Origin of the sequence: Brachybacterium subflavum, assembly GCF_009299795.1 — a bacterium.
In the GTDB taxonomy this organism is placed as follows: domain Bacteria; phylum Actinomycetota; class Actinomycetes; order Actinomycetales; family Dermabacteraceae; genus Brachybacterium; species Brachybacterium subflavum.
In genome coordinates this window covers 775099-800052 of the sequence record NZ_VIGP01000001.1, presented here as the reverse complement: position 1 = coordinate 800052, position 24954 = coordinate 775099, and the positions used below count along the sequence as shown (strand labels likewise).

22 protein-coding genes are annotated in these 24954 nt (G+C 72.0%); 15 read left to right on the top strand and 7 right to left on the bottom strand.

Annotated features, from left to right (window positions below; translation table 11 throughout):
* The first annotated feature begins 23 nt into the window (after nt 1-23).
* The 5 genes from FHG10_RS03525 to FHG10_RS03505 all read left to right on the top strand — a co-directional run bounded on the left by FHG10_RS03525 (nt 24) and on the right by FHG10_RS03505 (nt 4216).
* Nucleotides 24-989 (top strand): dihydrodipicolinate synthase family protein, encoded by a 966-nt coding sequence (locus tag FHG10_RS03525; RefSeq protein WP_152351913.1) that lies wholly within the window; start codon nt 24-26, stop codon nt 987-989.
* The gene (locus FHG10_RS03520; protein ID WP_152351912.1) at nt 976-1956 is read left to right on the top strand and encodes an ROK family protein; all 981 of its coding nucleotides are present in this window, start codon (nt 976-978) and stop codon (nt 1954-1956) included. The genes FHG10_RS03525 and FHG10_RS03520 overlap by 14 nt, the downstream gene beginning before the upstream one ends.
* A 103-nt stretch (nt 1957-2059) precedes the next feature.
* On the top strand, nt 2060-2740 hold the full coding sequence (locus FHG10_RS03515) for an N-acetylmannosamine-6-phosphate 2-epimerase (RefSeq protein ID WP_152351911.1): 681 nt from the start codon (nt 2060-2062) through the stop codon (nt 2738-2740).
* A gap of 22 nt (nt 2741-2762) precedes the next feature.
* Nucleotides 2763-3887 (top strand): sialidase family protein, encoded by a 1125-nt coding sequence (locus FHG10_RS03510; RefSeq protein ID WP_152351910.1) that lies wholly within the window; start codon nt 2763-2765, stop codon nt 3885-3887.
* Entirely contained in the window at nt 3884-4216 is a 333-nt protein-coding gene (locus tag FHG10_RS03505; protein WP_152351909.1) for a hypothetical protein, read from the top strand. Before FHG10_RS03510 ends, FHG10_RS03505 begins: the two co-directional genes overlap by 4 nt.
* An 84-nt stretch (nt 4217-4300) precedes the next feature.
* Here FHG10_RS03505 and FHG10_RS03500 read toward each other — a convergent pair whose 3' ends face one another.
* From FHG10_RS03500 to FHG10_RS03485, 4 genes are all read right to left on the bottom strand, one after another.
* Nucleotides 4301-5269 (bottom strand): helix-turn-helix domain-containing protein, encoded by a 969-nt coding sequence (locus FHG10_RS03500; RefSeq protein ID WP_152351908.1) that lies wholly within the window; start codon nt 5267-5269, stop codon nt 4301-4303.
* A gap of 84 nt (nt 5270-5353) precedes the next feature.
* Complete coding sequence (locus FHG10_RS03495) at nt 5354-6892, bottom strand: tripartite tricarboxylate transporter permease (RefSeq protein ID WP_152351907.1); 1539 nt, start codon at nt 6890-6892, stop codon at nt 5354-5356.
* A 1-nt stretch (nt 6893) separates the two neighbouring features.
* Nucleotides 6894-7481 carry a tripartite tricarboxylate transporter TctB family protein gene (locus tag FHG10_RS03490; protein WP_152351906.1) on the bottom strand — a complete coding sequence of 196 codons (588 nt, stop codon included), beginning with the start codon at nt 7479-7481 and terminating at the stop codon, nt 6894-6896.
* Nucleotides 7478-8521, bottom strand: a complete 1044-nt coding sequence (locus FHG10_RS03485; RefSeq protein ID WP_193636176.1) for a tripartite tricarboxylate transporter substrate binding protein — start codon at nt 8519-8521, stop codon at nt 7478-7480. Before FHG10_RS03485 ends, FHG10_RS03490 begins: the two co-directional genes overlap by 4 nt.
* A gap of 574 nt (nt 8522-9095) precedes the next feature.
* Between FHG10_RS03485 and FHG10_RS18435 the strand changes: the two genes are divergently transcribed.
* From FHG10_RS18435 to FHG10_RS03455, 6 genes are all read left to right on the top strand, one after another.
* Complete coding sequence (locus tag FHG10_RS18435) at nt 9096-10121, top strand: transglycosylase family protein (RefSeq protein ID WP_152351904.1); 1026 nt, start codon at nt 9096-9098, stop codon at nt 10119-10121.
* Between the two features lie 232 nt (nt 10122-10353).
* The gene (locus FHG10_RS03475) at nt 10354-11199 is read left to right on the top strand and encodes a SurA N-terminal domain-containing protein (protein ID WP_152351903.1); all 846 of its coding nucleotides are present in this window, start codon (nt 10354-10356) and stop codon (nt 11197-11199) included.
* Nucleotides 11200-11502: 303 nt separating this feature from the next.
* Complete coding sequence (locus FHG10_RS03470; RefSeq protein WP_152351902.1) at nt 11503-12942, top strand: MFS transporter; 1440 nt, start codon at nt 11503-11505, stop codon at nt 12940-12942.
* A 160-nt stretch (nt 12943-13102) separates the two neighbouring features.
* Nucleotides 13103-14275, top strand: a complete 1173-nt coding sequence (locus FHG10_RS03465) for a Gfo/Idh/MocA family protein (RefSeq protein WP_152351901.1) — start codon at nt 13103-13105, stop codon at nt 14273-14275.
* A 61-nt stretch (nt 14276-14336) separates the two neighbouring features.
* The gene (locus FHG10_RS03460; protein WP_152351900.1) at nt 14337-15185 is read left to right on the top strand and encodes a sugar phosphate isomerase/epimerase family protein; all 849 of its coding nucleotides are present in this window, start codon (nt 14337-14339) and stop codon (nt 15183-15185) included.
* Nucleotides 15186-15257: 72 nt separating this feature from the next.
* Nucleotides 15258-16043 (top strand): helix-turn-helix transcriptional regulator, encoded by a 786-nt coding sequence (locus FHG10_RS03455; protein ID WP_227488004.1) that lies wholly within the window; start codon nt 15258-15260, stop codon nt 16041-16043.
* A gap of 12 nt (nt 16044-16055) precedes the next feature.
* On the opposite strand, the gene FHG10_RS03450 is transcribed toward FHG10_RS03455, so the two are convergent.
* On the bottom strand, nt 16056-16739 hold the full coding sequence (locus FHG10_RS03450; protein ID WP_152351898.1) for a hypothetical protein: 684 nt from the start codon (nt 16737-16739) through the stop codon (nt 16056-16058).
* Between the two features lie 145 nt (nt 16740-16884).
* On the opposite strand from FHG10_RS03450, the gene FHG10_RS03445 reads away from it, so the two are divergent.
* Nucleotides 16885-17682 carry a VOC family protein gene (locus tag FHG10_RS03445; RefSeq protein WP_152351897.1) on the top strand — a complete coding sequence of 266 codons (798 nt, stop codon included), beginning with the start codon at nt 16885-16887 and terminating at the stop codon, nt 17680-17682.
* Between the two features lie 37 nt (nt 17683-17719).
* On the opposite strand, the gene htpX is transcribed toward FHG10_RS03445, so the two are convergent.
* Nucleotides 17720-18571 (bottom strand): zinc metalloprotease HtpX, encoded by an 852-nt coding sequence (htpX, locus tag FHG10_RS03440; protein WP_152352026.1) that lies wholly within the window; start codon nt 18569-18571, stop codon nt 17720-17722.
* A 279-nt stretch (nt 18572-18850) separates the two neighbouring features.
* Here htpX and xylB point away from each other — a divergent pair, with 279 nt between their 5' ends.
* Together xylB and FHG10_RS03430 are read left to right on the top strand one after the other, a co-directional pair.
* Complete coding sequence (xylB, locus tag FHG10_RS03435) at nt 18851-20260, top strand: xylulokinase (RefSeq protein ID WP_152351896.1); 1410 nt, start codon at nt 18851-18853, stop codon at nt 20258-20260.
* Nucleotides 20261-20353: 93 nt separating this feature from the next.
* Nucleotides 20354-21931 (top strand): AMP-binding protein, encoded by a 1578-nt coding sequence (locus FHG10_RS03430; protein WP_152351895.1) that lies wholly within the window; start codon nt 20354-20356, stop codon nt 21929-21931.
* Nucleotides 21932-21994: 63 nt separating this feature from the next.
* On the opposite strand, the gene FHG10_RS03425 is transcribed toward FHG10_RS03430, so the two are convergent.
* Complete coding sequence (locus tag FHG10_RS03425; RefSeq protein ID WP_152351894.1) at nt 21995-23785, bottom strand: L-aspartate oxidase; 1791 nt, start codon at nt 23783-23785, stop codon at nt 21995-21997.
* Nucleotides 23786-23872: 87 nt separating this feature from the next.
* Between FHG10_RS03425 and FHG10_RS03420 the strand changes: the two genes are divergently transcribed.
* Nucleotides 23873-24856 (top strand): LysR family transcriptional regulator, encoded by a 984-nt coding sequence (locus FHG10_RS03420; RefSeq protein ID WP_152351893.1) that lies wholly within the window; start codon nt 23873-23875, stop codon nt 24854-24856.
* Nucleotides 24857-24954 lie beyond the last annotated feature (98 nt).

Genomic DNA, 24954 nt, shown 5'->3' with positions numbered 1-24954 from the left:
CGAATCCCCCGGGAGGATCCCCCATGACCACCACCACCGCCACCACCGATGTCCACACCCCCTCCACCGGCCTGCGGGGCGTCGTCCCGCCGCTGCTGACCCCGCTCACCCCGGAGGGCGATCTCGACCGCGAGAGCCTCGCCCGCCTCGTCGGCCACCTCCTGGAGGGCGGCGTCGACGGCATCTTCGCGCTCGGCTCGAGCGGCGAGGTCGCCTACCACGATGACGCCATGCGCGACCGCGTCCTCGACGCGGTGACGGGAGAGGTCGCCGGTCAGGTGCCGGTGCTCGCGGGCGTCATCGACACCCAGACCAGCCGCGTCATCTCCCACATCCGCGCCGCCGAGGAGCACGGCGTCGCCGGCGTCGTCGCGACCGCCCCGTTCTACTCGATCACCGGGCCCGACGAGCTGGGCGCGCACTTCCGTGCACTCGGCGCGGCATCCTCCGTGCCGGTGTGGGCCTACGACATCCCCGTCTGCGTGCATCTCAAGCTCTCCCCCGCCCAGCTCATGGATCTGGCCACCGACGGCGCGATCGCCGGGGTCAAGGACTCCAGCGGCGACGACGTCGCCTTCCGCCGCCTGGCCGCGATGAACCGGGCGGCAGGCTCCCCGCTCACGCTGCTCACCGGCCACGAGGTCGTCGTCGACGGCGCCTACCTCTCCGGGGCCGACGGGTCGGTCCCGGGGCTGGGCAACGTGGATCCGGCCGGCTACGTGCGCATGGACCGCGCCGCCCGTGCCGGCGACTGGGACACGGTCCGCACCGAGCAGGACCGCCTGGCGGCCCTCTTCGAGATCGTCTTCCAGCCCGCCGACAAGGTGGGGCCGACCGCCGGCATCGGCGCCTTCAAGACGGCGCTGCGCGAACTCGGCCTGATCTCCACGAACATGGTCTCCACGCCGATGGCCCCGCTCGAGGGCGAGGTCGTGGGGCGCATCCGCACGATCCTCGAGCAGGCGGGACTGCTGGATGCCGCCCGCTGAGCCTGCCGGGCCCCTCAGCGGTCCCGCCCCCTCCGCCTCATCCGCGGTCCTCGCCCTCGACATCGGCGGCACCAAGATCACGGCGGCACGGGTGGGCATCGCGCCCGACCGCTCCCGCGCCGAGGTGCTCGAGGAGACGACCGTCCCGACCCCCGCGCCCGACGGCGCCCGGGCCGTGCTCGCGGCGGCCCTCGCAGCGGGTGAGCGGGTGCTCGCACAGGCGGGAGCGGAAGCACCCGCGGCCGTCGGCATCTCCTCGGCCGGTGTCGTCGACGTCGAGCGCGGGGTGATCACGCACGCGACCTCCTCGCTGCCGGGCTGGCCGGGCACGCGGCTCACGGCCGCCTTCGCCGATCGCTTCGGCGTGCCCGTGCGGGCCCTCAACGACGTGCACGCGCACGGGCTCGGCGAGGCGCTGTTCGGCACCGGGGCGGACGTGCGCTCCCTGCTGCTCGTCGCCGTGGGCACGGGGATCGGCGGAGCCCTGGTGAGCGACGGAGCGCCGCTCGTGGGCACCCGGGGCGCGGCCGGTCACGTGGGGCACGTGACCGTTCCCGAGGCCGAGTCCGTCCCCTGCACCTGCGGCCGCGTGGGCCATCTCGAGGGCCTCGCCTCCGGCCCGGGCATCCTCGCGCTGGCCCGCCGGCTGGGCGCCGGGGCCGCGGAGTGCATCGACGGGCCGACGCTCGCCGCCGCGGCGCGCGCGGCCGAAGGACCCGCCCGGGAGGCCTACCGCCTCGCAGGGCTCGCGACGGGTCGCGTCATCGGCTCCCTGCTGAACGTCCTGGACGTCGAGGTCGTCGCCCTCGCGGGCGGCGTGGTCGGCGCGAGCAGCGTCTGGGACGATGCCCTCGGGAAGGGTGTCGCGCGCGAGGCGATGGACGTCGTCTCGGCGACGCCGGTGGTCCCCGCACGCGCCGGCTCGCACGCGGCGCTGCTCGGCGCGGCCGCCTGGGCGATCACCTGATCCCAGGGCCCCACCACCGCCCGCCCGCACTGCATCTCGCAGCACCGACCAGCGTTCCGATCACTGCTCCTGCTCCCGCTCCCGCTCCCGGAAGGATTCCGTCATGCATCCTCTCGTCGCCGCCCTCGAGGGCCGATTGATCGTCTCCTGCCAGGCCTACCCGGGCGAGCCCATGCGCGACCCGCGCACCATGGCGCAGGTCGCCGCGTCCGTCGAGCGCGGGGGCGCGGCCGCGGTGCGCGCCCAGGGGATCGAGGACATCCGGCAGGTGAAGGACGCCGTGGACGTCCCCGTCGTCGGGATCTGGAAGGACGGAGCGGAGGGCGTGTTCATCACCCCCACCCTCGATCACTGCCTCGCCGTGATCGACGCGGGCGCCGACATCCTGGCCCTCGACGGCACGTCGCGGACCCGCCCCGACGGCCGGGCCTTCGGCGAGACCGTCGCCGCGGTCCGCGAGCGCTTCGCGGGGCCGATCATGGCCGACTGCGACAGCCTGGACTCGGCGCTCGCGGCGGCCGACGCCGGTGCCGAGATCATCGGCACCACCCTGTCCGGATACACGGATGCGCGCCGCCGCACCGAGGGGCCGGACCTCGAGCTGCTGGGCGAGCTCGCGACCTCCCTGCCCGCGACCTCCGTGCTCGTGGCCGAGGGCCGCGTGCACACACCGGCGCAGGCCGCTGCCTGCGCCGACGCCGGGGCGTTCGCGGTGGTCGTGGGCACCGCGATCACCCACCCCACGACCATCACCACGTGGTTCCGCGACGCCGTCCAGCGCTGAGCAGAAAGGCACCGCCCTCCTCATGAGCAGCGCCCGCGCCCTGCCCCTCGTCCCCGATCCGGAGGGCGGCATCGCCCATCGCGTCCTCGCTCGCGCCGGCGAGGGCCCGATGCCCGCCTACCGCATCTGCGCCCTCGCGGCGCTCGAGGACGGGACCGTGCTGGCCGCCTTCGACGGCCGGGACAGCTGGAACGACGTCCCAGACCCCACGGGTCTGTACCTGCGCCGCTCCCCCGACGGCGGCGCGACCTGGGAGGACATCGAACCTCTGCGGCCCGCCGATCGGGAGCAGCGCGTGTACTCGACCGATCCCAGCCTGCTCGTCGACAGGGAGACGGGGGCCGTGCACGTCCTGCACACCCGTGCCCGCGACCGCGGGTTCTCCGATGCCCTGCCCGGGACGGACGACGCCGACCGCCGCATCCTCTCCTCCGCGATCGCGACCTCGCACGACGCCGGACGCAGCTGGTCCTTCGCGTCCCTGACGGACGTCGCGCAGCCGGCTCCGACCCGCGGAGCGTTCGCGACCTCGGGCGCCGGGATCCAGCTGCGGGGCGGCCCGCACCGCGGCAGGCTCCTCCAGCCCTACTGCGCGTGGCATCCGCGACCGGACGAGCAGGAGGGGGAGACCGTCCGCAGCTTCGTGCTGTTCTCCGACGACCACGGCGAGACCTGGCGTCGCGGCGAGCCGACGGGCGAGGACATGGACGAGACGACGATCGTCGAGCTCTCCGACTCCCGCATCCTGCTGAGCTCCCGGGACCATCGCAAGGGCGGGCACCGCCGGCGCTCCGTCTCGTCCGACGGCGGCGAGACCTGGGAGCACCTGGGCCAGGATGAGGACATCGTCGACCCGGGGAACAACGCCCAGCTGGCCCGGCGCTTCCCCGCTGCCGATCCCTCCGATCCGCGCTCGCGCGAGATCTGGCTGTCGAGCACATGGCATCCCCGCGAGCGTCGCCGCGGCACCCTGCACCTGTCGCGCGACGACGGCGCCACCTTCGAAGAGGTGCTCGTGTTCGCCCCGGGCGCCTGCGAGTACTCGGTGGTGACGCCGATGCCCGACGGCGGGGTCGCCCTGCTGTGGGAGGTCGACGCCCGCGAGATCCGCTTCGCGCGCCTCGGCGCCCAGGAGCTCGGCGCATGAGCGCGGACCTCCCGGCGGAGGGCGACCGTCCGGAGATCGTCTGCATCTGCGGATCGACGCGCTTCGCCCGCGAGATGCAGGAGGCCCACCGGGAGCTCACCCTCAGCGGGGCGATCGTGCTCGCGCCGGGCGTCTTCGGACGCGTCGAGGACCGGCAAGTCAGCGCCGAGCAGAAGACCGCACTCGATGCGCTGCACCTGCGCAAGATCGATCTGGCCGATCGGGTGCTCGTCGTGTGCCCCGGCGGCTACATCGGCGAGTCCACCCGCCGGGAGATCGCCCACGCCCGGGCGACGGGCACGCCCGTCGCGTTCACGCACCCGGTCTGAGTCCGCGCGCGGGCCGGTGGGCCCGCCCCGTCGGCCCCCGCGGCGGCGGCCCGTCGGTCTGTCGGTCCGTCGACCCCTGGGATCTCAGGACCCTCGGCGGGTGCCCCGGGACGGGTCGCCTGCCGGCGCGTCCGCGTCCTGCTGCCCGGCCGCGCTCTGCGCGGAGTCCCCGTCGGTGCCATGGTCGTCGGCTTCTGTGCTCGCCGCCCAGCTGCCGAGGACGGCGAGCGCGTCGGCCGCGCTCGAGCCGGGTGCCGCGGTGTACACGTTCAGGCGCAGGCCCGGGCTCGCGGGGATCTCGAAGGCCTCGTAGTCCAGGACCATCTCCCCCACCAGCGGGTGGCGCAGGTGCTTGGTGCCGGCGCGGTGGAGCTTCACGTCCTGCTGCGCCCACAGCTCGCGGAAGCGGTCGGAGCGCATGGAGAGCTCGCCCACGAGGTCCTGCAGCTCCTTGCTGAAGGGGTCGCGACCGGCCTCGGCGTGCAGGAAGGCGACCACGTCGCGCTGCGCGCCGGGGAAGTCGACGAAGAACTGCTGGGCGGTGGGCACCAGGAAGGCGAAGCGGGCCGTGTTCGGTGCGCTCATCGACTCGATCACCGGACTGTACAGGGCCCTGCCCATCGCGTTCGCGGCGATCACGTCGAAGCGGCCGTTGCGCACGAAGGCGGGCGCGGGGAGCATGTCGAGCATCCGGCGCACAGTGTCCGAGAGCCGCGCGGGCACGGCGGCCGCGGCCTTCGACGGGGTGCGTCCCTCGGGCCGACGGCGTGCTCCCGCGGCGTGCACCAGGCGCCGCAGATGATCGGTCTCGATGTCATCGAGCAGCAGGGCTCGGGCGATGCCGAGCAGGACCTCGTCGGAGACCGATCCGACCCGTCCGCGCTCCATGCGCGTGTAGTACTCGACGCTGATGCCGGCGAGGAGGGCGACCTCCTCGCGGCGCAGCCCCTCGACGCGGCGGTGCGTGCCGAAGGCGGGCAGGCCCGCGTCCTCGGGGCGCACGCGGGCGCGGCGTGAGGCGAGGAACTCCCGCAGCTCGGTGATCGGATCCATGCTCGAAGACTACGGGGGCACCGCCAGGGTGCCAGACCCTGTCGGTGCCCCCTTGGGCCCGACCCTGCGGATGCCCTCTCGGGGTCAGACGGAGACGTCGGCGGACGTCTCGCGCGAGGCCCGCCGAGCCGCCGTGCTGCGCCGCACCGCGGAGAGGATCGTCAGCACGATCGCCCCGAGCAGCAGCGCGTAGATGAGCCAGACGATGGGCCCGTCCAGGAGCGCGAGGGCGTTCCCGTCCGAGCTCATGAGCGCGTCGCGCAGGTTGGTCTCCGCGAGGGGCCCCAGCACCATGCCGATGATCAGCGGGGCCAGCGGATAGTCGGCGAGCCTCATCAGGAAGCCGATGAGCCCGATCACCAGCAGGATCAGCAGGTCGGCGACCGACGGGCTGGACGCGTAGATGCCCAGCCCGCAGAACATCGCGATCCCCGCGTACAGGTACGGCTTGGGGATCAGCAGCAGCTTCGCCCAGAGCTGGGCGAAGGGCAGGTTGATCACCAGCAGCACGATCATCGCGAGGAAGAAGCTCGCCAGCAGTGTCCAGACCAGGTCCGCCGAGCGGTCGAACAGCAGCGGTCCGGGCTGCAGGCCGTACTGGCGGAAGGCGGCGAGCATCATCGCGGCGGTCGCGGAGACCGGCAGGCCCAGGGCCAGCAGGGCACCCATCGCCATACCGGTGGTCGCGTTGCCCGCCGCCTCCGGTGCCGCCAGGCCCCGGATGGCTCCCTTGCCGAAGCGCGGATTCCTGCGCCGCGAGTCCAGGCGCCGCTCGAGGCCGAACGCGAGGAAGGTGGGCAGCTCCGATCCACCGGCCGGGACCACGCCGAAGGGCAGCCCGATGATCGTGCCGCGCGCCCAGGCGGGTGCCGCCTCCTTGAGCTCTGCACGGTTCAGCCACGGCCGACCGGAGGCCCTCATCGGCGAGCGCGTGGGGTCGAAGCGCTCGCGGCAGGCCACGTAGATGACCTCCGCGAGGGCGAGCATCCCCACGGTGACGGTGACCAGCGAGATCCCGTCGAACAGCAGCGGCGAGCCCGCGGTGAAGCGCGGGGCGCCGCTTACGCCGTCGATGCCGATCACCGAGATGCCGATGCCCAGCAGGAGGGCCAGCAGGCCCTTGATCGCGGAGTCGGTGAGCACCGAGCTGGTCGCGAAGAACGCGAACACGGCGAGGGCGAAGAACTCCGCGGGGCCGAAGCTCGTGGAGAAGGCCGCGAGCCACGGCGCGAAGAACACCACGAGCACCGAGGCCGTCATGCCGCCCACGAACGCGCCGATCGCGGCGGTCGCGAGGGCCTGCGGCGCGCGGCCCGAGCGGGCCATCGTATGGCCCTCGAAGGTCGAGGCGATCGCCGAGGCCTGCCCGGGGGTGTTCATGAGGATCGCCATCGTCGAGTCGCCGAAGAGTCCCCCGAAGTAGATGCCGGAGAACATGATGAACGCCGCCGTCGGATCCAGGGCGAAGGTGACGGGCAGCAGCAGCGCGACCGCCATCGAGGACCCGAGGCCGGGCATGACGCCCACCGCGGTGCCCAGCAGGCACCCGATGAGCACCCACAGCAGGTTCGTCAGGGTGAGGGCGTCGCCGAGCCCTCCCAGCAGCATGCTGATCGAATCCATCTCAGAATCCCCCTCCCAGCAGGCCCGAGGGCAGCGCGAGCCCGAGCGCCATGTCGAAGCAGATGTAGGCGACGGAGGAGACCGCGAGCGCGATCACCACGTCCATGAGCGGGCGGCGGGACCCGAAGGACCGCGAGACGCACCAGAACAGCAGGCCGCCGCCGAGGATCCAGCCGAGGTAGGGCAGGGTCACCGCGAACACGGCGAAGCCGCCCACGGCCCAGGCGAAGGGGCCCCAGGCGATGCCGACGCGCCGGGTGACGGTGCCGGCGATGCCCTCGGTCTCGTCGCGTCCGGCGGGGCGGGTGCGGTCGAGTGCGAGCGGGCTGTGGCGCCGCAGGACGCTGACGACCTGCACGATCACGAGCACCGCGATGCTCCCAGCGAGGATCTCGGGGACGAAGCGCGGGCCGGGGAACGACGTGCCCTCGGGCAGCTTCATGGTCACGATGCCCACGAGCAGGTAGATCGCGAAGGCGGCCATGACGATCGGGACGGACAGCTCGGCGAGGAGCCCGGTCTCCGGTTCGGCCGACGAGGCGCCGGGCTCGGTGTCCGGGGCGCCGGGGGTGTGCGGGGTGGTGCTCATACGCCGAGCTCCTCGTACAGCGAGCGGATCAGCTCGGCCTGCTCGTCCAGGTAGTGCTGGATCTCGTCGCGGTCCACGACGTTCTCCGCCCAGTGGTAGTGGCGGACGGATTCCTTCCAGTCCGGCGTCGCGATCGTCTCCTCGATGATCGCGAGCAGCTGGGAGATCTCGTCCTCGCTGATCCCGGCCGGGGCGTGCATGGAGCGCCAGTTGGTGAGGGTCACGTCGTAGCCGAGGTCGACGGTGGTGGGCAGGTCGATGCCCTCGATCGGTTTCTCGGCGACGACGGCGAGTGCCTTCAGCCTCCCGGACTCGATCATGTCGACGGAGTCGGGGTAGCCGCTCGAGGCGGCCTTCGCCGTGCCGTTCAGCAGTGCCTGGGTGGCCTCTCCCCCGCCGTCGGAGGAGATGTAGTTGACCTCGGAGCCCGTGACGCCGGCGGCGACGGCGAGCTGGGTGACCACGAGCTGGTCGAAGGAGCCGCCGCCCGTCCACGGGATGCCGCCCACGTCCCTCTTCCACGCCTCGACGAGGTCGTCGAGGCTCTCGAACTCGGAATCGCCGGGCACCACGATCACGTCGTTCTCCTCGACGACGACGCCGAGGTTCGTGACGTCGTCGAGCGTGGTGGAGGACCCGTACTGGATGGTCGCCGCGAGCAGGCCGGTGCCGCCGATCATGAGGGTCTCGGCGTGGCCGCGCTGGCCGGCGAGGCTGGACAGCGCGATCGTTCCGCCCGCTCCGGGGATGTTCACGACCTGCGTGTTGTTCACGATGCCTCCGGCCCGCTGGGCCTGCTGCATCGAGCGCGCGGCGGTGTCCCATCCGCCGCCGGCGGCGGCGGGGGCGATGATCGTGAGGGACGAGCGCAGGTCCTCACCGCCGGAGGCGGAGGCGATCGACCCGTAGGTGGCGGTGCCGATGGCGCCCGCGGCGACGACGCCGCCCAGCACCTTCAGGGCCGTGCGGCGCGCCGGGGCCGTCCCCGAGGCCGGTCGCGATGCCGGCGGGTGGACGTTCGGTGGTTCTTCGGGGGGCATGGGACTCCTGGGACGGGGCATCGCGCCACCGTGAGGAGGTGCGCGGCGGCGATGCCGTGCGGGCCCGGTCCGGACCGCACGGGGTCCGCGCCGGGGAGGGAGGAGCCGACACCCTAGCGCGGCCCGGACCCGGTCCGCGCGTCCCGTTCGCGTGGCGGGAGCTCGCCCGGGCTCCCCCGCCGCTGCACCATGGCCCGCGCGCGGCCCCACCGTGGCTCGCGCGCGGCCGCACCGTGCGCTTTTACCTGATGCGGCGATTCTTTACGGACATGACCTGCGTCGACGCCACCGGAAGCGCGCCACGTCACGCGCTGAGCCCCGGATCCTTGGCGCGACGACCAGACTTCGTTCCCCCAACATTCAGGTCACGCGCAGGTAACGGCGTGTCGTGTGAGCCACCGGGCATTCAAGGTCAAGGCTCTGCCAACTCTTCTTCACCACCCTTGAGGCGCTCCCCCGCCGCGCCCGTACGGTGGCCGACGCAGATGCACCCCGGTTCGCTTGCACCCCCGGCGGTTCGGCAGCTGCTCCAGGACTTCCCCCTTATCGACGACTCTCGAAGGAGCCATCTCCCATGTCGACCCATGAGAGCACCTCGACGCTCAACGCTTACCTCCGCCGCGGCGCCATCGCGATCGCCGGCGGCGCCCTCGTCGCCACCGGCATGATGGCGACCAGCACCACCGACGCCCACGCCGCGACCGGCTGGGACTCCGTCGCCCAGTGCGAGTCCGGCGGCAACTGGTCCATCAACACCGGCAACGGCTACCACGGCGGCCTGCAGTTCGATCAGCAGACCTGGGCGGGCTACGGCGGCACGAAGTACGCCTCGAGCGCGGACAAGGCCACCAAGAGCCAGCAGATCGCCGTCGCGGAGAAGGTGCTCGCAAAGCAGGGCAAGGGCGCGTGGCCCGTCTGCGGTGTGAGCCTCTCCGGCTCCGGCAACTCCAACGCGAGCGCCTCCACCGGCTCCTCGAGCTCGGACAGCAAGAGCAGCTCGAGCGACTCGTCCTCCAGCTCCTCCAAGAGCACGTCGTCCTCGAAGAGCAGCACCTCCTCGAAGCAGTCCAGCAAGCCCCAGGGCGACTGGAGCTGCGACGGCGACGGCATCGCGAACAACTGCACCGAGAACGGCTTCACCAAGAAGACCGAGAAGAAGCAGAGCACCTCGCAGTCCACCTCCAGCACCAAGAAGTCCAGCGAGAAGCAGGGCGACTGGAGCTGCGACGGCGACGGCATCGCCGACAACTGCACCGAGAACGGCTTCACCAAGGAGACCGCGAAGAAGAGCACCTCGCAGTCCTCCTCGAACTCCTCGGCCCCCGGCATGTCCGTGGCGGGCTCCCTGGACGTCGACGGCAAGATGGGCCCGAAGACCGTCTCGGCCCTGCAGGACTGGCTGAACATCGACCAGACCGGCAAGATGGACGCCCAGACCGTCAAGGCCGTCCAGGCCTGGACCGGCAACACCCAGGACGGCGACCTCGGCTCGGCGACCGTCAAGGGCATCGAGCACCAGGTCGGCGCCTCCCAGAACGGCGGCGACCAGCTCGACTCGGGCAGCGTCAAGACCCTGCAGGCGTTCCTGAACCTGTACTGATCCGGACTCGGGAGTCCCTCCCGCACTCCGCGGATCCGAAGACCGCGGCGGCGAAGCACTCGTGCCTCGCCGCCGCGGTCTTCTGCGCTTCCCGCACTCCTGTCTCCTCCCTCCTCCTCCCCCGTCCGTCGGCCCAACCCATCCGGGGCTGGGCGAGCACTGAACACTCCACGAACACGGCCCCAGGGTTCGACCTGTACCGTCGCCCGGGCCGTCCACCCCAGGAGGATCCATGACCACCATCAGGACCACCGCCCGACGCGCCCTCGGCGCCGTCTCCCTCACCGCCGTCCTCGCCCTCGCCGCCTGCGGCGGCGGGCAGGGAGCCGACCAGTCCGGCTCCGGTCAGCAGCAGGGCTCCCAGCAGTCCGCGAGCGACGGGGGCCAGCAGGGCCTGCAGTCCCAGCAGGACCAGCAGGGCAAGCCCGACCTCTCCGGCGTCCCCGATACGGTCGCCGAGGTCAACGGCAAGAAGATCAGCAAGGACGAGTTCAGCCAGGCCTACGAGTCCCAGTACCAGCAGGCCACCATGTCCCAGCAGTCCGGCGGCCAGGCGCCCGACGAGGACTCGCTGAAGAAGCAGGTCGCCGACCAGCTCGTGGACAACCAGCTGCTCACCCAGGCCGCCGACAAGGTCGGCATCAAGGCCGGCGACGACGACATCGACAAGACCCTGGACACCATCGCCCAGCAGAACGGCATGAAGTCCGGCGACGAGGTCGTCAAGGCGCTCGAGCAGCAGGGGTCGAGCGAGAAGCAGGTCCGCCAGGACGCCGCCTCCCAGTTCGAGCTCACCGCGTACATCGACAAGAAGGCGAAGATCTCCGATCCCAGCGAGAAGGAGCTCAAGCAGCAGTACGCGCAGCTGAAGAAGCAGTACGAGCAGGCCGGCCAGGCGCAGAGCCAGAGCGGCGGGTCCTCCGGCGCGAGCGACGGCGGCGGCTCCACCCAGGTGCCCGCCTACAAGGACGTCAAGGACCAGCTCGCCCAGCAGGCGAAGACCCAGCAGGAGGGCGAAGCGGCCACGAAGATCGCCCAGGACCTGCGCAAGGACGCGGACGTGACCATCAACCTCTGACGTCGGGCCTCCCGACACCTCTCCGACGCGCCGGCGGCGGATGCTCCAGGGCATCCCCGCCGGCGCTCCGCGTCCCCGGGGCGGCGCATCTCCCGGCCGTCGTGTCTCCCGGGCGTCGTGTCTCCCGGGCGTCGGAGCAAGGCGCGGCAACAAGGTTGCCGCGCGTGCAGAGCCGTCCACAATCGGAGGACAGGCGCAGCGGACCCCGGTCCCCGCCGATCACCACGGCGAAGCAGTGAGCATCGACGTCACGCGTGCTCCCTCCCCCCTTCTGCCTCTCAAGGACGAGACACGGAGATGCACATGAGCACGACCCAGGCTCCCGACATCGCGCCGGCCCCGACACCCCACCGGATCCGGCCCTTCGGATGGCGCGACAAGTTCGGGTACATGTTCGGCGACTTCGGGAACGACTTCACGTTCCTGCTGCAGTCCTCGTTCTTCCTGATCTTCTACACGAACGTCATGGGCATCAACCCGGCCCACGTGGGCACGCTGCTGTTCGCGGCCCGCATCGTCGACGCCTTCACCGACGTGGGCGCTGGACGCCTGATCGACGTGCTGAAGCCCGGTCGGTCGGGCCGCTTCAAGCCCTGGCTGCTGCGGATCATGATTCCCGTCGCGGTGATGGCCGTGCTGATGTTCAGCCCGTTCCTGCAGGACGGCGCCTACGGGGCGCGCCTCGCCTGGATGATCGTCACCTACATGCTGTGGGGCTCGGTCTTCTACACGCTGATCAACATCCCCTATGGCTCGATGGCCTCGGTCATCTCGAACACGGTGGGCGAGCGCTCGTCGCTGTCCGTCTTCCGCTCGCTCGGCGGCACCCTCGCGAACCTCGCGGTCTCCGTGGTGCTCCCCCTGGTCGTCTACGTGCAGATCGACGGCCGCTCCGAGCTCTCCGGCACCCGCATGATGCTCGCGGCGCTGGCCTGCGCGATCCTCGCGGTCGTCTGCTACGTGCTCTGCTACGTCAACGCCGAGGAGCGCATCGAGACCCCGCCGAAGCCCAAGGCCGAGCGCATGGGCTTCGGGGCTGTGATGGGCACGCTCCTCACGAACCGCGCGCTGACCGGCATCGTCGTGGGCGCGCTGCTCATGCTCATCGGCCAGATGTCCCTGATGGCGCTGTTGCCGTACGTCTACAACGACTTCTACAACCACGGCTCGCTGCTCTCGCTCGTGAACCTCGTGGGCCTGATCCCGACCCTGCTGCTCGTCCCCTTCGCGGCCGCGCTGGGCAAGCGGTTCGGCAAGAAGGAGTTCGGCATCTTCGGCATGGGGCTCGCCTTCGTCGCCGCCCTGATCCTGTGCGTGATCCGCACCGACAGCCCGATCGTCTTCATGATCGGCTACATGCTGATGATGCTCGGCATCGGCTGCATCAACCTGCTGATCTGGGCGTTCATCACCGACGTGATCGACTTCCAGGAGATCCGCACCGGCGAGCGCAACGACGCGACCGTGTACTCGATCTACTCGTGGGCCCGTAAGCTCGGCCAGGCCTTCGCCGGAGGACTCGCCGGCTGGGCCCTGGCCTGGATCGGCTACGAGGAGGGAGGCGTCCAGCAGACCGAGGGTGTGCTGAGCGGGGTCTACAGCCTGACCACCCTGCTGCCGGGCCTGCTCTTCGCAGCCACCGCCCTCGTCTTCGCCTTCTGGTACCCGCTGTCGAAGAAGCGCGTGAACGAGAACGTCGCCGCCCTGGAGGCCAAGCACGAGGCCGAGGGCACGCAGACCTGATCCGACCGTCGGCGGCTCCTCACGAGGGGCCGCCGACTCCATCGACGCGGGGAGCTCGAGGAGCCGGCCCGCCCCACCCGGCCCGCATCGCGGGCCACCCGTCACCCACCGCAGACAGTCACCCATCGCAGACAGTCACCCATCGCAGACAGGAGACACCATGTCGGAGAAGAACGTACGACTCGGCATCATCGGACTCGGGGCCCAGGGCGGCATGTACGCCGGGCTCCTGGCCGACGGGAACATCGAGGGCATGTCCCTCGGCGCGATCGCCGACACGGACCCGGCCAAGAAGGACCTCGCCGCGCAGAAGCACGCGGGAGTGCCGTTCTACGACGACTACGTCGCACTGCTGGACTCGGGCGATGTCGACGCGGTGGTCACCACGGTCCCCCACTACCTGCACCCGGAGATGACGATCACCGCGATCGGCAAGGGCATCCACACGCTCACGGAGAAGCCGGCCGGCGTGTACACGAAGCAGGTCGAGGAGATGAACGCCTTCGCTGCCGCGCATCCCGAGACCACCTTCGCGATCATGTTCAACCAGCGCACCAACCCGGTCTACAAGGACCTCAAGGCGCTCATCGGCTCCGGCGAGCTGGGCGCGCTGCGCCACTCCTCGTGGATCATCACCACCTGGTGGCGCCCGCAGGGCTACTACGACCAGTCGGCATGGCGCGCCACCTGGGGCGGCGAGGGCGGCGGCGTCCTGGTGAACCAGGCCCCCCACCAGCTGGACCTCTGGCAGTGGCTGTGCGGCGTCCCGCAGAAGGTGTTCGCCAAGCTCGCCTTCGGGTTCCAGCGCGACATCGCCACCGAGGACGAGGTCAACGCCGTGGTGGACTTCGGCGACGGCGCCACCGGACACTTCATGACCTCCACGAACGACATCATCGGCACCGACCGCCTCGAGCTCCTGTTCGACGCGGGAAAGATCGTCGTGGAGGACTCGAAGACGGTCACCATCCACCGACTGTCCAAGAACGAGCGCGAGCTCAGCAACGAGATGACGATGCAGGACGTCGCCAAGCTGTTCCAGGGTCAGATGGACCCGAGCTCGCTCTTCACCGTCGAGGAGAAGGAGTACGAGTCGGTCTGGGGACAGCAGCACATCGACGTCCTCACCAACTTCGCGGCGCACATCAACGACGGCACGCCGCTGATCGCCGACGGCGCCGAGGGCATCAACGGCGTGCGCCTGGCCTCGGGCATGCAGCTCTCGGCATGGACCGGTCGCGAGATCGATCTGGTCGAGTACCCGGCCGACGAGTACCTCACCGAGCTCAACGCGCGCATCGAGGCCGAGGGGAAGTTCCCCACCCGTTCGTGATGCACGGGCCGTCGGCCCGCCCACCAGAACACCTCTCACCGCATTCGAAGGAGAAGCCACCATGCCCGTCCTCGGACTCCAGCTCATGATGCTCAAGGACCAGATCAACGAGAAGGGGATGTACGAGGTGCTGCGCAGCGTGCGCGACCTCGACATCGACGCCGTCGAGGTCTCCCAGGTCGAGATGACCGACCAGCTCATCGACGACCTCGTGCGCGGCAAGGAGGACTTCGGGGTCGAGACCGCCGCCATGAGCGCCTCGATCGCGCCCGGCGGCAACGGCTTCGCCCTGGAGACCGAGTTCGACCGCGCCGTGGAGGCGTGCAGGCGCACGGGCTCGCGCTTCCTGCGCATCGGCATGATGCCGTTCTCCGCGATGGTCTCGAAGGAGGCCTGCGAGGCGTGGGCCGCCGAGGTCGAGCCCTACGCCGCCCGGCTCGCGGAGCAGGGCGTGACGCTGTGCTACCACAACCACCACGTGGACCTCATCCAGTTCGACGGCGAGCGCATCTTCGACATCGTGCGCCGGGTCGCGCCGTCGCTGCTGTTCGAGGTGGACCTGCACTGGGTCCAGCGCGGCGGCATGGCGCCGCTGGACATGCTCGAGGCCTATGCCGGCGCCTGCAAGCTGATCCACGTCAAGGACTTCCGGATCGCGCCGCTGGATGCCGAGATCTTCCAGCGGTTCGACGACGGCGATATGGACATGAGGGAGTTCTACGGCCACTTCCTGAGCCTCGCCCAGTTCGCCGAGGTGGGCCAGGGCAACATGAACTGGCCCGATCTCCTGCCCGCCGCGGAGAAGGCCGGGGCAGAGTACTTCCTCATCGAGCAGGACGACACCTACGGCCGCGACCCGATCGACGCGATCCGCGACTCCCGCGAGTACCTGCGCTCGATCGGCTACTGACGCGGCGCTCCCGCCGGGGCCTCGGCATCGACCCACGGGTCGATGTCGGGGCTCCTTCGTATACTCTCCGACGTGACCGCGATCACGCCCCCGAGTGCTGGCTCCGCTCCGGCTACGGCCGACGATGCGCGCACGGCCGCCCGCTGGGCCTCCGTGCTCGATCTGGCGCGCGGACGCTCGGCGGAGCTCGGCGTCGAGGACCTCGCCGAGCAGGCCGGCTACAGCCCCTTCCACTTCTCGCGGCTGTTCACGACGCGCTACCGCGTCTCCCCCGGCCGCTATCTCACCGCTCTGCGGATCGACGCGGCCAAACGGATGCTCCTGGCCGACGAGACACTCCCCGTGGTCGACGTGGCCACGGAGGTCGGCTTCGACTCCCTCTCGAGCTTCTCCCGCCGCTTCCGGGCGGGTGTCGGCCTGCCGCCGGCGTCGCTGCGGCGCCTCGCGGACCAGGTCGCGGGCCGCCCCGTGCGCCCCTTCACGATCACGGGCGACGGGGCGGGCGCGATCGCCGTCGGACTCGATCTGCCCGCAGGCTTCAGCCCGCGCGGGGACCCCTCGGTCTGGGTGGGCTGGTATCCGCACCCCGCGCCGATCGGACTCCCGCGCGCCGGGATGCTGCTGCGCGGACGCCTCGATGCACGCCTTCCGCTCTGCCCGGGCGCGCCGTTCCTGCTCGGCTTCGCGGTGCCGGCGCACGCGAGCGTCGAGGAGCAGCTGGTGCCCGCCGCCCCCGTCGTCGCCGTGCACCCCGCGCCGCTCCTGGCGGCGGGCGCCGTCACGCTGCGCTTCGGCGCGCAGGACGGGTCGAGCCCGGTCCCGCTGCTCTCGGCGCTGCCCTCGCTCCGCCGCCCATGAGCGCGGGGCCGGTCAGCCCCGACGCCACCGGGCGCGGCGCGCTCGCTCGTCGGCCGCCTGCCCGTCGGAGCGCGCGGTCGCCGCGACCGACTGCAGCCACGTCTCGAGCTCCGGTGCGAGGTCCTGGACGGCCAGGCCCGGCGCGGACGCCGCGGGAGTCTCCCGGCCGGCGGCCGCGAGCGCGCTGCGAGCAGCCTGCGCCGCGCGGCGCCGCTGGCCCCCGGCGTGATGGACCCTGGCGCGCACGAGCTCACGTCGGAAGTCCTGTATCGGCACGCTGGAGCCCACCGTCTCGGAGGCCCGCAGGAGGGAGCGCGCCTCCCGCAGCGCGGCGCGCGTGCCGCGTCGGGCGAGCAGGTCGGCGAGCTCCACGTGCGCGACGTGGCTGGTGCCCTGCAGAGGCGGATTCTTCGCGAGCAGCGCGCGCAGCAGGCGCTCGGCCTCTTCGGGATCGTCCTCGTGGAGCGAGCCTGCGAGGTGCTCCATCGCCGCCCAGCGCTCCGAATCCGGCTCGCCGTGATCGATGGCCCGACGCCAGAGGTCGCGCGCGGGTGCCCGCAGGCCCTCCCGCTCGAGGTGCACACCCTGGATCCGCAGGTACTGGGCGCGGTTGTGGGGTCTGGCCCTGCCCAGTCGCAGCTCGAACTGCTCGGCGTCCTCGGTCGTCCATGTGGTGCTGCGGAACCAGTCGGCCATAGCCCGGACGATACCGGCACCGCGCAGGAACGGACATACCGCGCCGGGCGGCGGCATCTAGCGTGGTGAGCGCGCCGGTCGCCCCGGCAGGGCGCTCGCGCAGGGGACGGCCCCGTCCCGTGCCACTCGGACGAAGGAGCAGACCATGACCCGCAGCATCGGAAGCACCACCTGGCTCGACGTCAGCGTCCACGACGTCGACGCCGCGAAGACCTTCTACTCCGGCCTGTTCGGCTGGGAGTTCGAGGACATGGGCGAAGACTTCAACCACTACCACCTGATCCGCAACGACGGAGCCCTCGTCGGAGGTCTCATGGACGTCACCGGGATGACCTGCCCGGAGGGCGACCCGCTCCCCGCCGCCTGGAGCGTGTATCTCCTCGTCGACGACATCGACTCCCGCGCCCGCAGGGTCACTGAGAACGGCGGGGTCATCGTCGCCGGCCCCCACCCCGTGGGCGATCAGGGAAGCATGGTGGTGGTCCTCGACTCGACGCAGGCGGGCGTCGGCTTCTGGCAGGCGGGCACGCTCGAGGGCTTCGACTTCACCGGCTCGCCGGGATCGCCCGTGTGGTTCGAGCTGATGACGCACGACTTCGACGGCGCCTGCGCGTTCTACCGCAGCGTGGTCGACGCGGACCTGGTCCCGATGAGCGAGCCGATGGACGACGACGGCTTCCGGTACGTCACCAACGGCGCCGACGGGAAGAACGGATGGGGCATCTGCGATGCCGCGGGAGTGATGCCGAAGCACGCCACCGGCTGGCGGATCTACCTCGCGGTCGAGGCGGCCGACGCCGCGGTCGCCCGGGTGCAGGAGCTCGGCGGGAGCCTGCTCGACGGCCCCGTCGACTCCCCGTTCGGCCGCATCGCGACCGTCGCCGACCCCGAAGGCGCCACCTTCCAGATCAGTGCCATGGGCGAAGCGGTCCCCGAGGGCTGAACGCCTCCGCGGCGCCGGGGGCGGAGGGCCGTCCGGCTCAGGCCCGACCCATCTCCTGGGCGAGGCGCTGGAGACGGGCGATCCTCTGCTCGGTGGGCGGGTGCGTGGAGAACAGCTGCCCCATGCCCCCGCCGCGGAAGGGGTTCGCGATCATCATGTGCGCGGTGTCCTGCAGCTCCTGCTCCTGCGGGAGCGGGTGCGCGGCGACGCCGCCGGAGATCTTCTGCAGCGCGGAGGCGAGGGCGAGCGGATCGCCCGTGAGCTCGGCGCCGTCGTGGTCCGCCGAGTACTCGCGCGTGCGGGAGATCGCGAGCTGGATGAGCGTCGCGGCGAGCGGCGCGAGGATCATCGCGAGCAGGGCGCCGATGATGCCGCCGCCGCCCTGACGATCGCGCCCGCCGCCGAACCAGAGCGCCATCTGCGCGAGCGAGGTGATCACGCCCGCGACGCCCGCGGCGACGGAGCTGGTGAGGATGTCGCGGTTGTACACGTGCATGAGCTCGTGGCCGAGCACGCCGCGCAGCTCCCGCTCGTCCAGCAGCTGCAGGATCCCCTCGGTGCAGCACACGGCCGCGTGCTTCGGGCTGCGGCCCGTCGCGAAGGCGTTGGGCTGCTGGGTGGGCGAGATGTACAGCCGGGGCATGGGCTGCCCGGCCTGGTCCGCGAGGTCCCGCACGATGCGGTGCAGGCCCGGCGCCTCCTGCGGGGACACCTCGCGGGCGCGCATCGAGCGGATGGCGATGGTGCCGGAGTTCCAGAAGCTGATGAAGGTGCCGACCAGGCCGATGAGCGCGAAGATCCAGATGAAGTTCCCGCCCAGCAGGTAGCCGACGGCGAGCAGGACGCCCCAGAGCACGCCGAACAGCAGGGCTGTCTTCACGATGTTCATGACGCTGCGTCCCACGGCTTCTCCTTCGTCGGACCGGAGGGGAGGGCGGCACCTGCCGCTGGTGCACGGTGCCGGATGCCCTGTCGGCTCGCCCCACACTATGTACGTCTCCTGGAGGTGCGGCGGGGCTCTGCTGGGGGAACGCTCCACGGCGCCGCCCCGTTCCCCGTCCGGGGCGTGATGCGGGCGACATCACGCCCCGTAAGCTGGGACCCGTCACCGGCCCCGGGCCCGTCACGGGCCCGGGGCGCTCCCCGACCAGTGCTCCCTGGAGGCCCCATGCCCACCGCCGTGCTCGGCATCGATTCCTCGACCCAGGCGACCAAGGCCGTCCTCGTCGACGCGGAGAGCGGTGAGGTCCTCGCCGAGCAGCGCGCGCCCCATCCCGGCGGCACCGAGGTCGATCCCCGCGCCTGGATCGAGGCCCTCGGGACGGCCTGCGGGGGCCTGCTCGAGCGGGCCGACGCCGTCTCCGTGGGAGGCCAGCAGCACGGCATGGTGCTCCTCGACGAGGCCGGTGAGGTGGTGCGCCCGGCGCTGCTGTGGAACGACACCCGCTCCGCCCCGCAGGCCGCCTCGCTGATCGCGGACATCGGGGGCGCCGCAGCGACCGTCGACCGCATCGGGTCACTGCCCGTCGCCTCCCTCACCGCGACCAAGCTGCGCTGGATCGCCGAGAACGAGCCCGAGTCCCTGGACCGGGCCGAGCGCGTGCTCCTGCCGCACGACTTCGTCTCCCGCCATCTCTCCGCGGGCGGCGACGCCTTCTTCACCGACCGCGGGGACGCCTCGGGGACCGGCTACTACTCGACCCGCGAGGAGGGCTGGGACCACGAGCTCCTGCGCCTGGCGACCGGCGGGCGCGACCTCGCGCTCCCCGAGCTGCCGGCCGCGCCCCAGCAGGTCATGGCCCGCACCGCCTCCGGCGCGGCGATCGCCGCGGGCACCGGCGACAACATGGGCGCGGCCCTCGGGCTCTCGCTCGGCCCCGGCGACGTCTCGGTCTCCATCGGCACCTCCGGGGTGTGCGCGATGGTGAGCGACGCGCGCCCCGCGGACGCCTCCGGCACCGTCACGGGCTTCGCCGACGCCACCGGGCGCTTCCTGCCGATGGCCACGACGATCAATGCGGCCCGCATCCTCGACTTCGCGCGCGAGCTGCTGCAGGTGGACTTCGCGGGCCTCGCGGACCTGGCGCTCGCCTCGGAGCCGGGGGCGGGCGGCGTCACCCTGCTGCCGTACTTCGACGGCGAGCGCACGCCCGACCGGCCGACGGCCCGCGCCACCCTCCAGGGCATGTCGACCGCGACCACGCGCGCGGACATCGCCCGCGCCGCGGTCGAGGGCCTGCTGTGCTCCCTGGCCGACGGGATCTCTGCGCTCGAGGACCTCCTGGGCGACTCGCTGCCCGGCGGTCGGGCGCGCAGGATCGTGCTGATCGGCGGCGCCGCGCAGAACGAGGCGGTGCGTCGTCTCGCGCCGGCGGTGTTCGGCCGCGAGGTGACGATCGCACCGGAGGGCGAGTATGTCGCGCTGGGCGCGGCCCGGCAGGCGGCCTGGGCCCTGACCGGCGAGGAGGAGCCGCCGACCTGGGAGATCGCCGGCGGGCGCACTCTCACGGCAGAGCCCACGCCCCAGGTCATGGACGCCTACCGGGAGCTCAAGGCGCGCACCTCCGACTGGACGTGATGACGGTTCCTCCCCGGGATCTCCCACCCGGCGCAGGGGTGCGCCCATAGACTCCTCGCACCGTCCGTGCGATGAGTCGTCGAAGGAGACACCATGCCGTTCCGCAGCCCCCGCCCCGACGTCGAGATCCCCGATCTGACGCTCTACGACCTGCTGTTCTCCTCCCTCTCCCCGGAGGACCTGGAGAAGGTCGCCGTCGTCGACGGCGCCTCGGGAGCAGAGACCACCTACGGCGCCCTGCGGGACCAGGTCGATGCGATCGCCGGCGCGCTCGCCGCCCGCGGCGTGGGCGTGGGGGACGTGGTGGCCCTGCACTCCCCCAACTCCCCCGCCTTCGTCGCGGTCTTCCACGGGATCCTCCGCGCGGGCGCCACGGCGACCACGGTGAACGCACTGGCCACGGGTCATGAGGTCGCCACCCAGATCGAGGACTCGGGGGCGCGGACACTGCTGACCGTCTCCCCGCTGCTGTCCGCCGCGACGGAGGGCGCCGCCGCGGCGGGCATCCCCTCCGAGCGGGTGATCGTGCTCGACGGCGCCGAGGGGCACGAGGCTCTCGCCGACCTGCTCGCCTCCGGCGCCCCCGCTCCGGAGGTGTCCGTGGACCCCTCGACGCACCTCGCGGTGCTCCCCTACTCCTCGGGCACGACCGGCCGGCCCAAGGGCGTGATGCTCACCCACCGCAACCTCGTCGCCAACGTGGCGCAGTCGGCCGACCTCGTGGGCGTCGGGCCCGAGGACCGCGTGCTGGCCGTGCTGCCCTTCTTCCACATCTACGGGATGACGGTGCTCCTGGATCTCGCCCTCCTGCAGCGCGCGACCCTGGTGACGATGCCGCGCTTCGACCTGCCGGAGTTCCTGCGGATCGTGCAGGACCAGCGCTGCACGTTCGTGTTCATCGCCCCGCCGATCGCGGTGGCCCTGGCCAAGCATCCGCTCGTCGACGAGTTCGACCTCTCGGCGGTGACCACGGTGTTCTCCGGCGCCGCGCCGTTGGACGGGGAGGTCGGAGGCGCGGTCGCCCGCCGCCTGGGCTGCTCGGTGCGCCAGGGGTACGGGATGACGGAGATGAGCCCCGTCTCGCAGCTGATCCCCGCCGGGAGGGACGACCTGCCGCTGAGCAGCGTCGGGATCACCGTCCCGAACATGGAGTGCATGCTGCAGGACCCGGCCACGCGCGAGGAGATCCCGGTGCCCGTCACCGGTGTCAGCGAGCCCGGGGAGCTGTGCTGCAAGGGGCCCAACGTCATGGTCGGCTACCTGGGCAACGAGCAGGCGACGTCGCTGACCATCGACGAGGACGGCTGGCTGCACACGGGCGACATCGCGACCGTGAGCGCCGAGGGCGCGGTCTCCCTCATCGACCGGCTCAAGGAGCTCATCAAGTACAAGGGCTACCAGGTCGCGCCGGCCGAGCTCGAGGCGACCCTGCTCGCCCACCCGCAGATCGCCGACGCGGCCGTCGTCGGCGGTCGGGACGAGGCCGGCGAGGAGATCCCCAGGGCCTTCGTCGTCCTCCAGGAGGGTGCGGAGCTCACGGAGCAGGACGTCATGGACTTCGTCGCGGGGCGCGTCGCGCCCTACAAGAAGGTCCGGCAGGTCGTGATGATCGATGCGATCCCGAAGTCCTCGAGCGGCAAGATCCTGCGCCGGAACCTGCGGGGCGCCTGAGCACCGGTGCGGTCCCGGAAAGCCTGAGGTGGTCCTCGGGTCCGCGGCGGCGAGGATCTCCACTCACTCGACGAGCCTGCCCTCCGAGGAGTCGTCGGACGGAGCCTCGACCAGATCGCGCAGCCCCTCGGGCACCTCGGGCAGGGGCTCGAAGACCGCGCCGGCGTCGGGGCTCCACACCATGTTCCCGCGCAGCGCAGGGTCCTGGTCCGGGAAGTCCGCGCGGTTGTGGCAGCCGCGGGTCTCGCGCCTCTCGATCGCGGACTCGAGGGTGGCGCGGGCGGCGAGCAGGGAGCCGAGCAGGTCGAAGGCGTGGGCGAGGTCGTCGAAGCCGGCGATGTCGGGGTGGGCGGTCACCTCGAGGGCGCGGGTCTCGAGCTCCTGGATCCTCTCCAGGCCCTCGCGCAGCCCCTCCTCGGTGCGCACCACGCCCGCGTGGGCGCTCATCACGTCGCGCACCTCGCGCTGCAGGCGGCGCGGCACCTCGATGCCGTCGCCGGTGAGGAAGGAACGGATCTCCTGGTGGGCGATCGCGACGGCCCGGGGATCGCGCTCGATGCGCGTGCGCTCACGGGCGTACCGGGCGGCCTCGGCGCCGGTGATCCTCCCGTAGACGAGCAGCTCGATGAGGGAGTTGCCGCCCAGGCGGTTCGCGCCGTGCAGCCCCGAGGACGCCTCGCCGATCGCGTACAGCCCGTCGACCCCTGTGCCGTGGTCCTCGGGACGCACCCACACCCCGCCCATCGAGTAGTGGGCGGTGGGCGCGACCTCGATGGGGCTGGTGGTGATGTCGAGCATCTGCAGGTCGATGAGGGTGCGGTAGACGCGCGGGAGCCTCTCGAGGATCTGTTCGCGCGGCAGGTGCGAGACGTCCAGGAGCACGCCGCCGCTCTCCGTGCCCCGGCCCTCGGCGATCTCCGTGAAGTTCGCGAGCGCGACCCGGTCGCGTGTGGACAGCTCCTTGCGCTTCGGGTCATAGCGCTCCATGAAGCGCTCGCCGCGGACGTTGCGCAGCACGCCGCCCTCTCCGCGGGCGGCCTCGGAGACCAGCGTCCCGGCGGCGTCCTCGGGGGCGAGCAGACCGGAGGGATGGAACTGCACGAGCTCTGCGTCGCGGATCCTGGCGCCGGCGAGCGCGGCCAGGCGGAACGAGTCCCCGGTGTTCTCGTCGCGCCGCGAGGACGTGTACCGCCAGATGCGGGTGTGCCCGCCGGCGGCGAGGATCACGGCGTCGGCGTCGATCTGCACCTCCTGGCCGGTGACGACGTCGAAGCCGTAGGCGCCGAAGACGGCGCCGCCCGCGACCAGCAGCCGGGTGATGTAGACGGTGTCGATGATCGGGACGTCCAGCTCGCGGGCGCGGCGCATGAGGGTGCGCTGGATCTCCAGCCCCGTGTAGTCGCCGGCGTAGCAGGTGCGGCGATAGGTGTGGGCGCCGAAGAAGCGCTGGGAGAGCCGGCCGTCGGCCTCGCGGGCGAAGGGCATGCCCCAGCGCTCGAGGTCCTCGATGCCGCGCGGGGCGGCGCGGGTGACGGTCTCGACGATCTCGGGGTCGGCGAGGAAGTAGGACTCGCGCAGGGTGTCGGCGGCGTGCTGGCGCCAGGAGTCCTCGGGGTCCATGGTGCCCAGCGCCGCGTTGATCCCGCCGGCGGCGAGGGTGGTGTGCGCGTCGTGGGTGCGCCGCTTGCCGACGGCGAGGACCTCGACGCCGCGCTCGGCGAGCTCGATCGAGGCGCGCAGGCCGGCTCCACCGGTGCCGATCACGAGGACCGAGGTCGAGAGCAGTCGGGTGGGAGGTGCCGTGGGGTCCGCGCTCTGCGCCTGGTCGTCGGGGGTGGTCGCGTCATCGCTCATGGGGCCGACGCTACGGACGCGTCTTCCATAGCGCTAATGCAACTCTCGTCTGTCTTCGATGCGGGACGTGCATATACCGTGGGGACCATGAGGATCGATCACCTGCGGGCCTTCGACGCCGCCGCGCGGCTGGGCACCTTCACGCGCGCGGCCGAGGAGCTCTACCTCACCCAGCCCTCGTTCTCCCGGAAGATCGCCGGTCTCGAGGCCGAGCTGGGCGCGCCGCTGTTCGATCGCGGCCGCGGCGGCGCCGCGCTCACCGCGGCCGGCGAGGCGCTGCTCCCGATCACCCGGCGGATGCTGGCCGACGAGCGCGCCGCCCGCCGAGCGCTCGACGAGCTCGCGGGCCTGCGCCGTGGGATCGTGCGGATCGGCGCCCCGCCCACGCTGTGCGTGTCGCTCGTGGCGGACGTCCTGGCCGCCTTCCACGGACGCCACCCCGAGATCGAGCTGCACGTGCTCGAGGCAGGTGCGCACACCCTCGCCGAGGCCCTCGACGCCGGGGAGCTCGACCTCGCGCTCACCGTCACCCGCGAGGGGCGCCGCGGCGATCGCTCCCTCGACGCGGCATCCGCGGCGCAGCTCGTGCCCCTGCTGCGCGAGGAGCTCGTCGTGGTCACCTCGACGAGGGGCGGCTCCGAGCACCCCGGCCCGTCGGCCGATGAACCCGGGACGGACCCGACGGCGATGGCCGACGAGATGACCCTCGCCGAGCTCGCCGACCTCCCCCAGGTCGCCTTCAACCGCTCCTACGAGCTGCGCGCCGCGACCGATGCCGCGTTCGCGGCCCACAGCCTCACCCCGCGGATCGCCGTCGAGGGCGCGGAGATGGACGCGGTGCTGCGCTTCGTCGAGCGCGGCATCGGGGTCGCCGTGGTGCCGGCGATGGTCGTCCGCGGCCGTGACGGCCTGCGCTCCGCGCGCCTGGTCCGTCCCGCCCTGGAGAGGACGGTGAACCTCGCGCTGCGCCGCGACGGCCGCCCGAGCGCGGCTGCGGCCGCCATGCACGAGCTGATCCTCTCGAGCGTGCCGACGATGGTCGGCCCCGGAGTCGAGGCGCTCCGCGCGTGATCTGCCCACAGGGCTCGGCGGCGTGCCGTTCGAGCGGGAGCGCCGGCAGCTTCTCGCTGGACGAGAACCCGCGTTGCCCGTCGGCCCGGCCCCTTGCT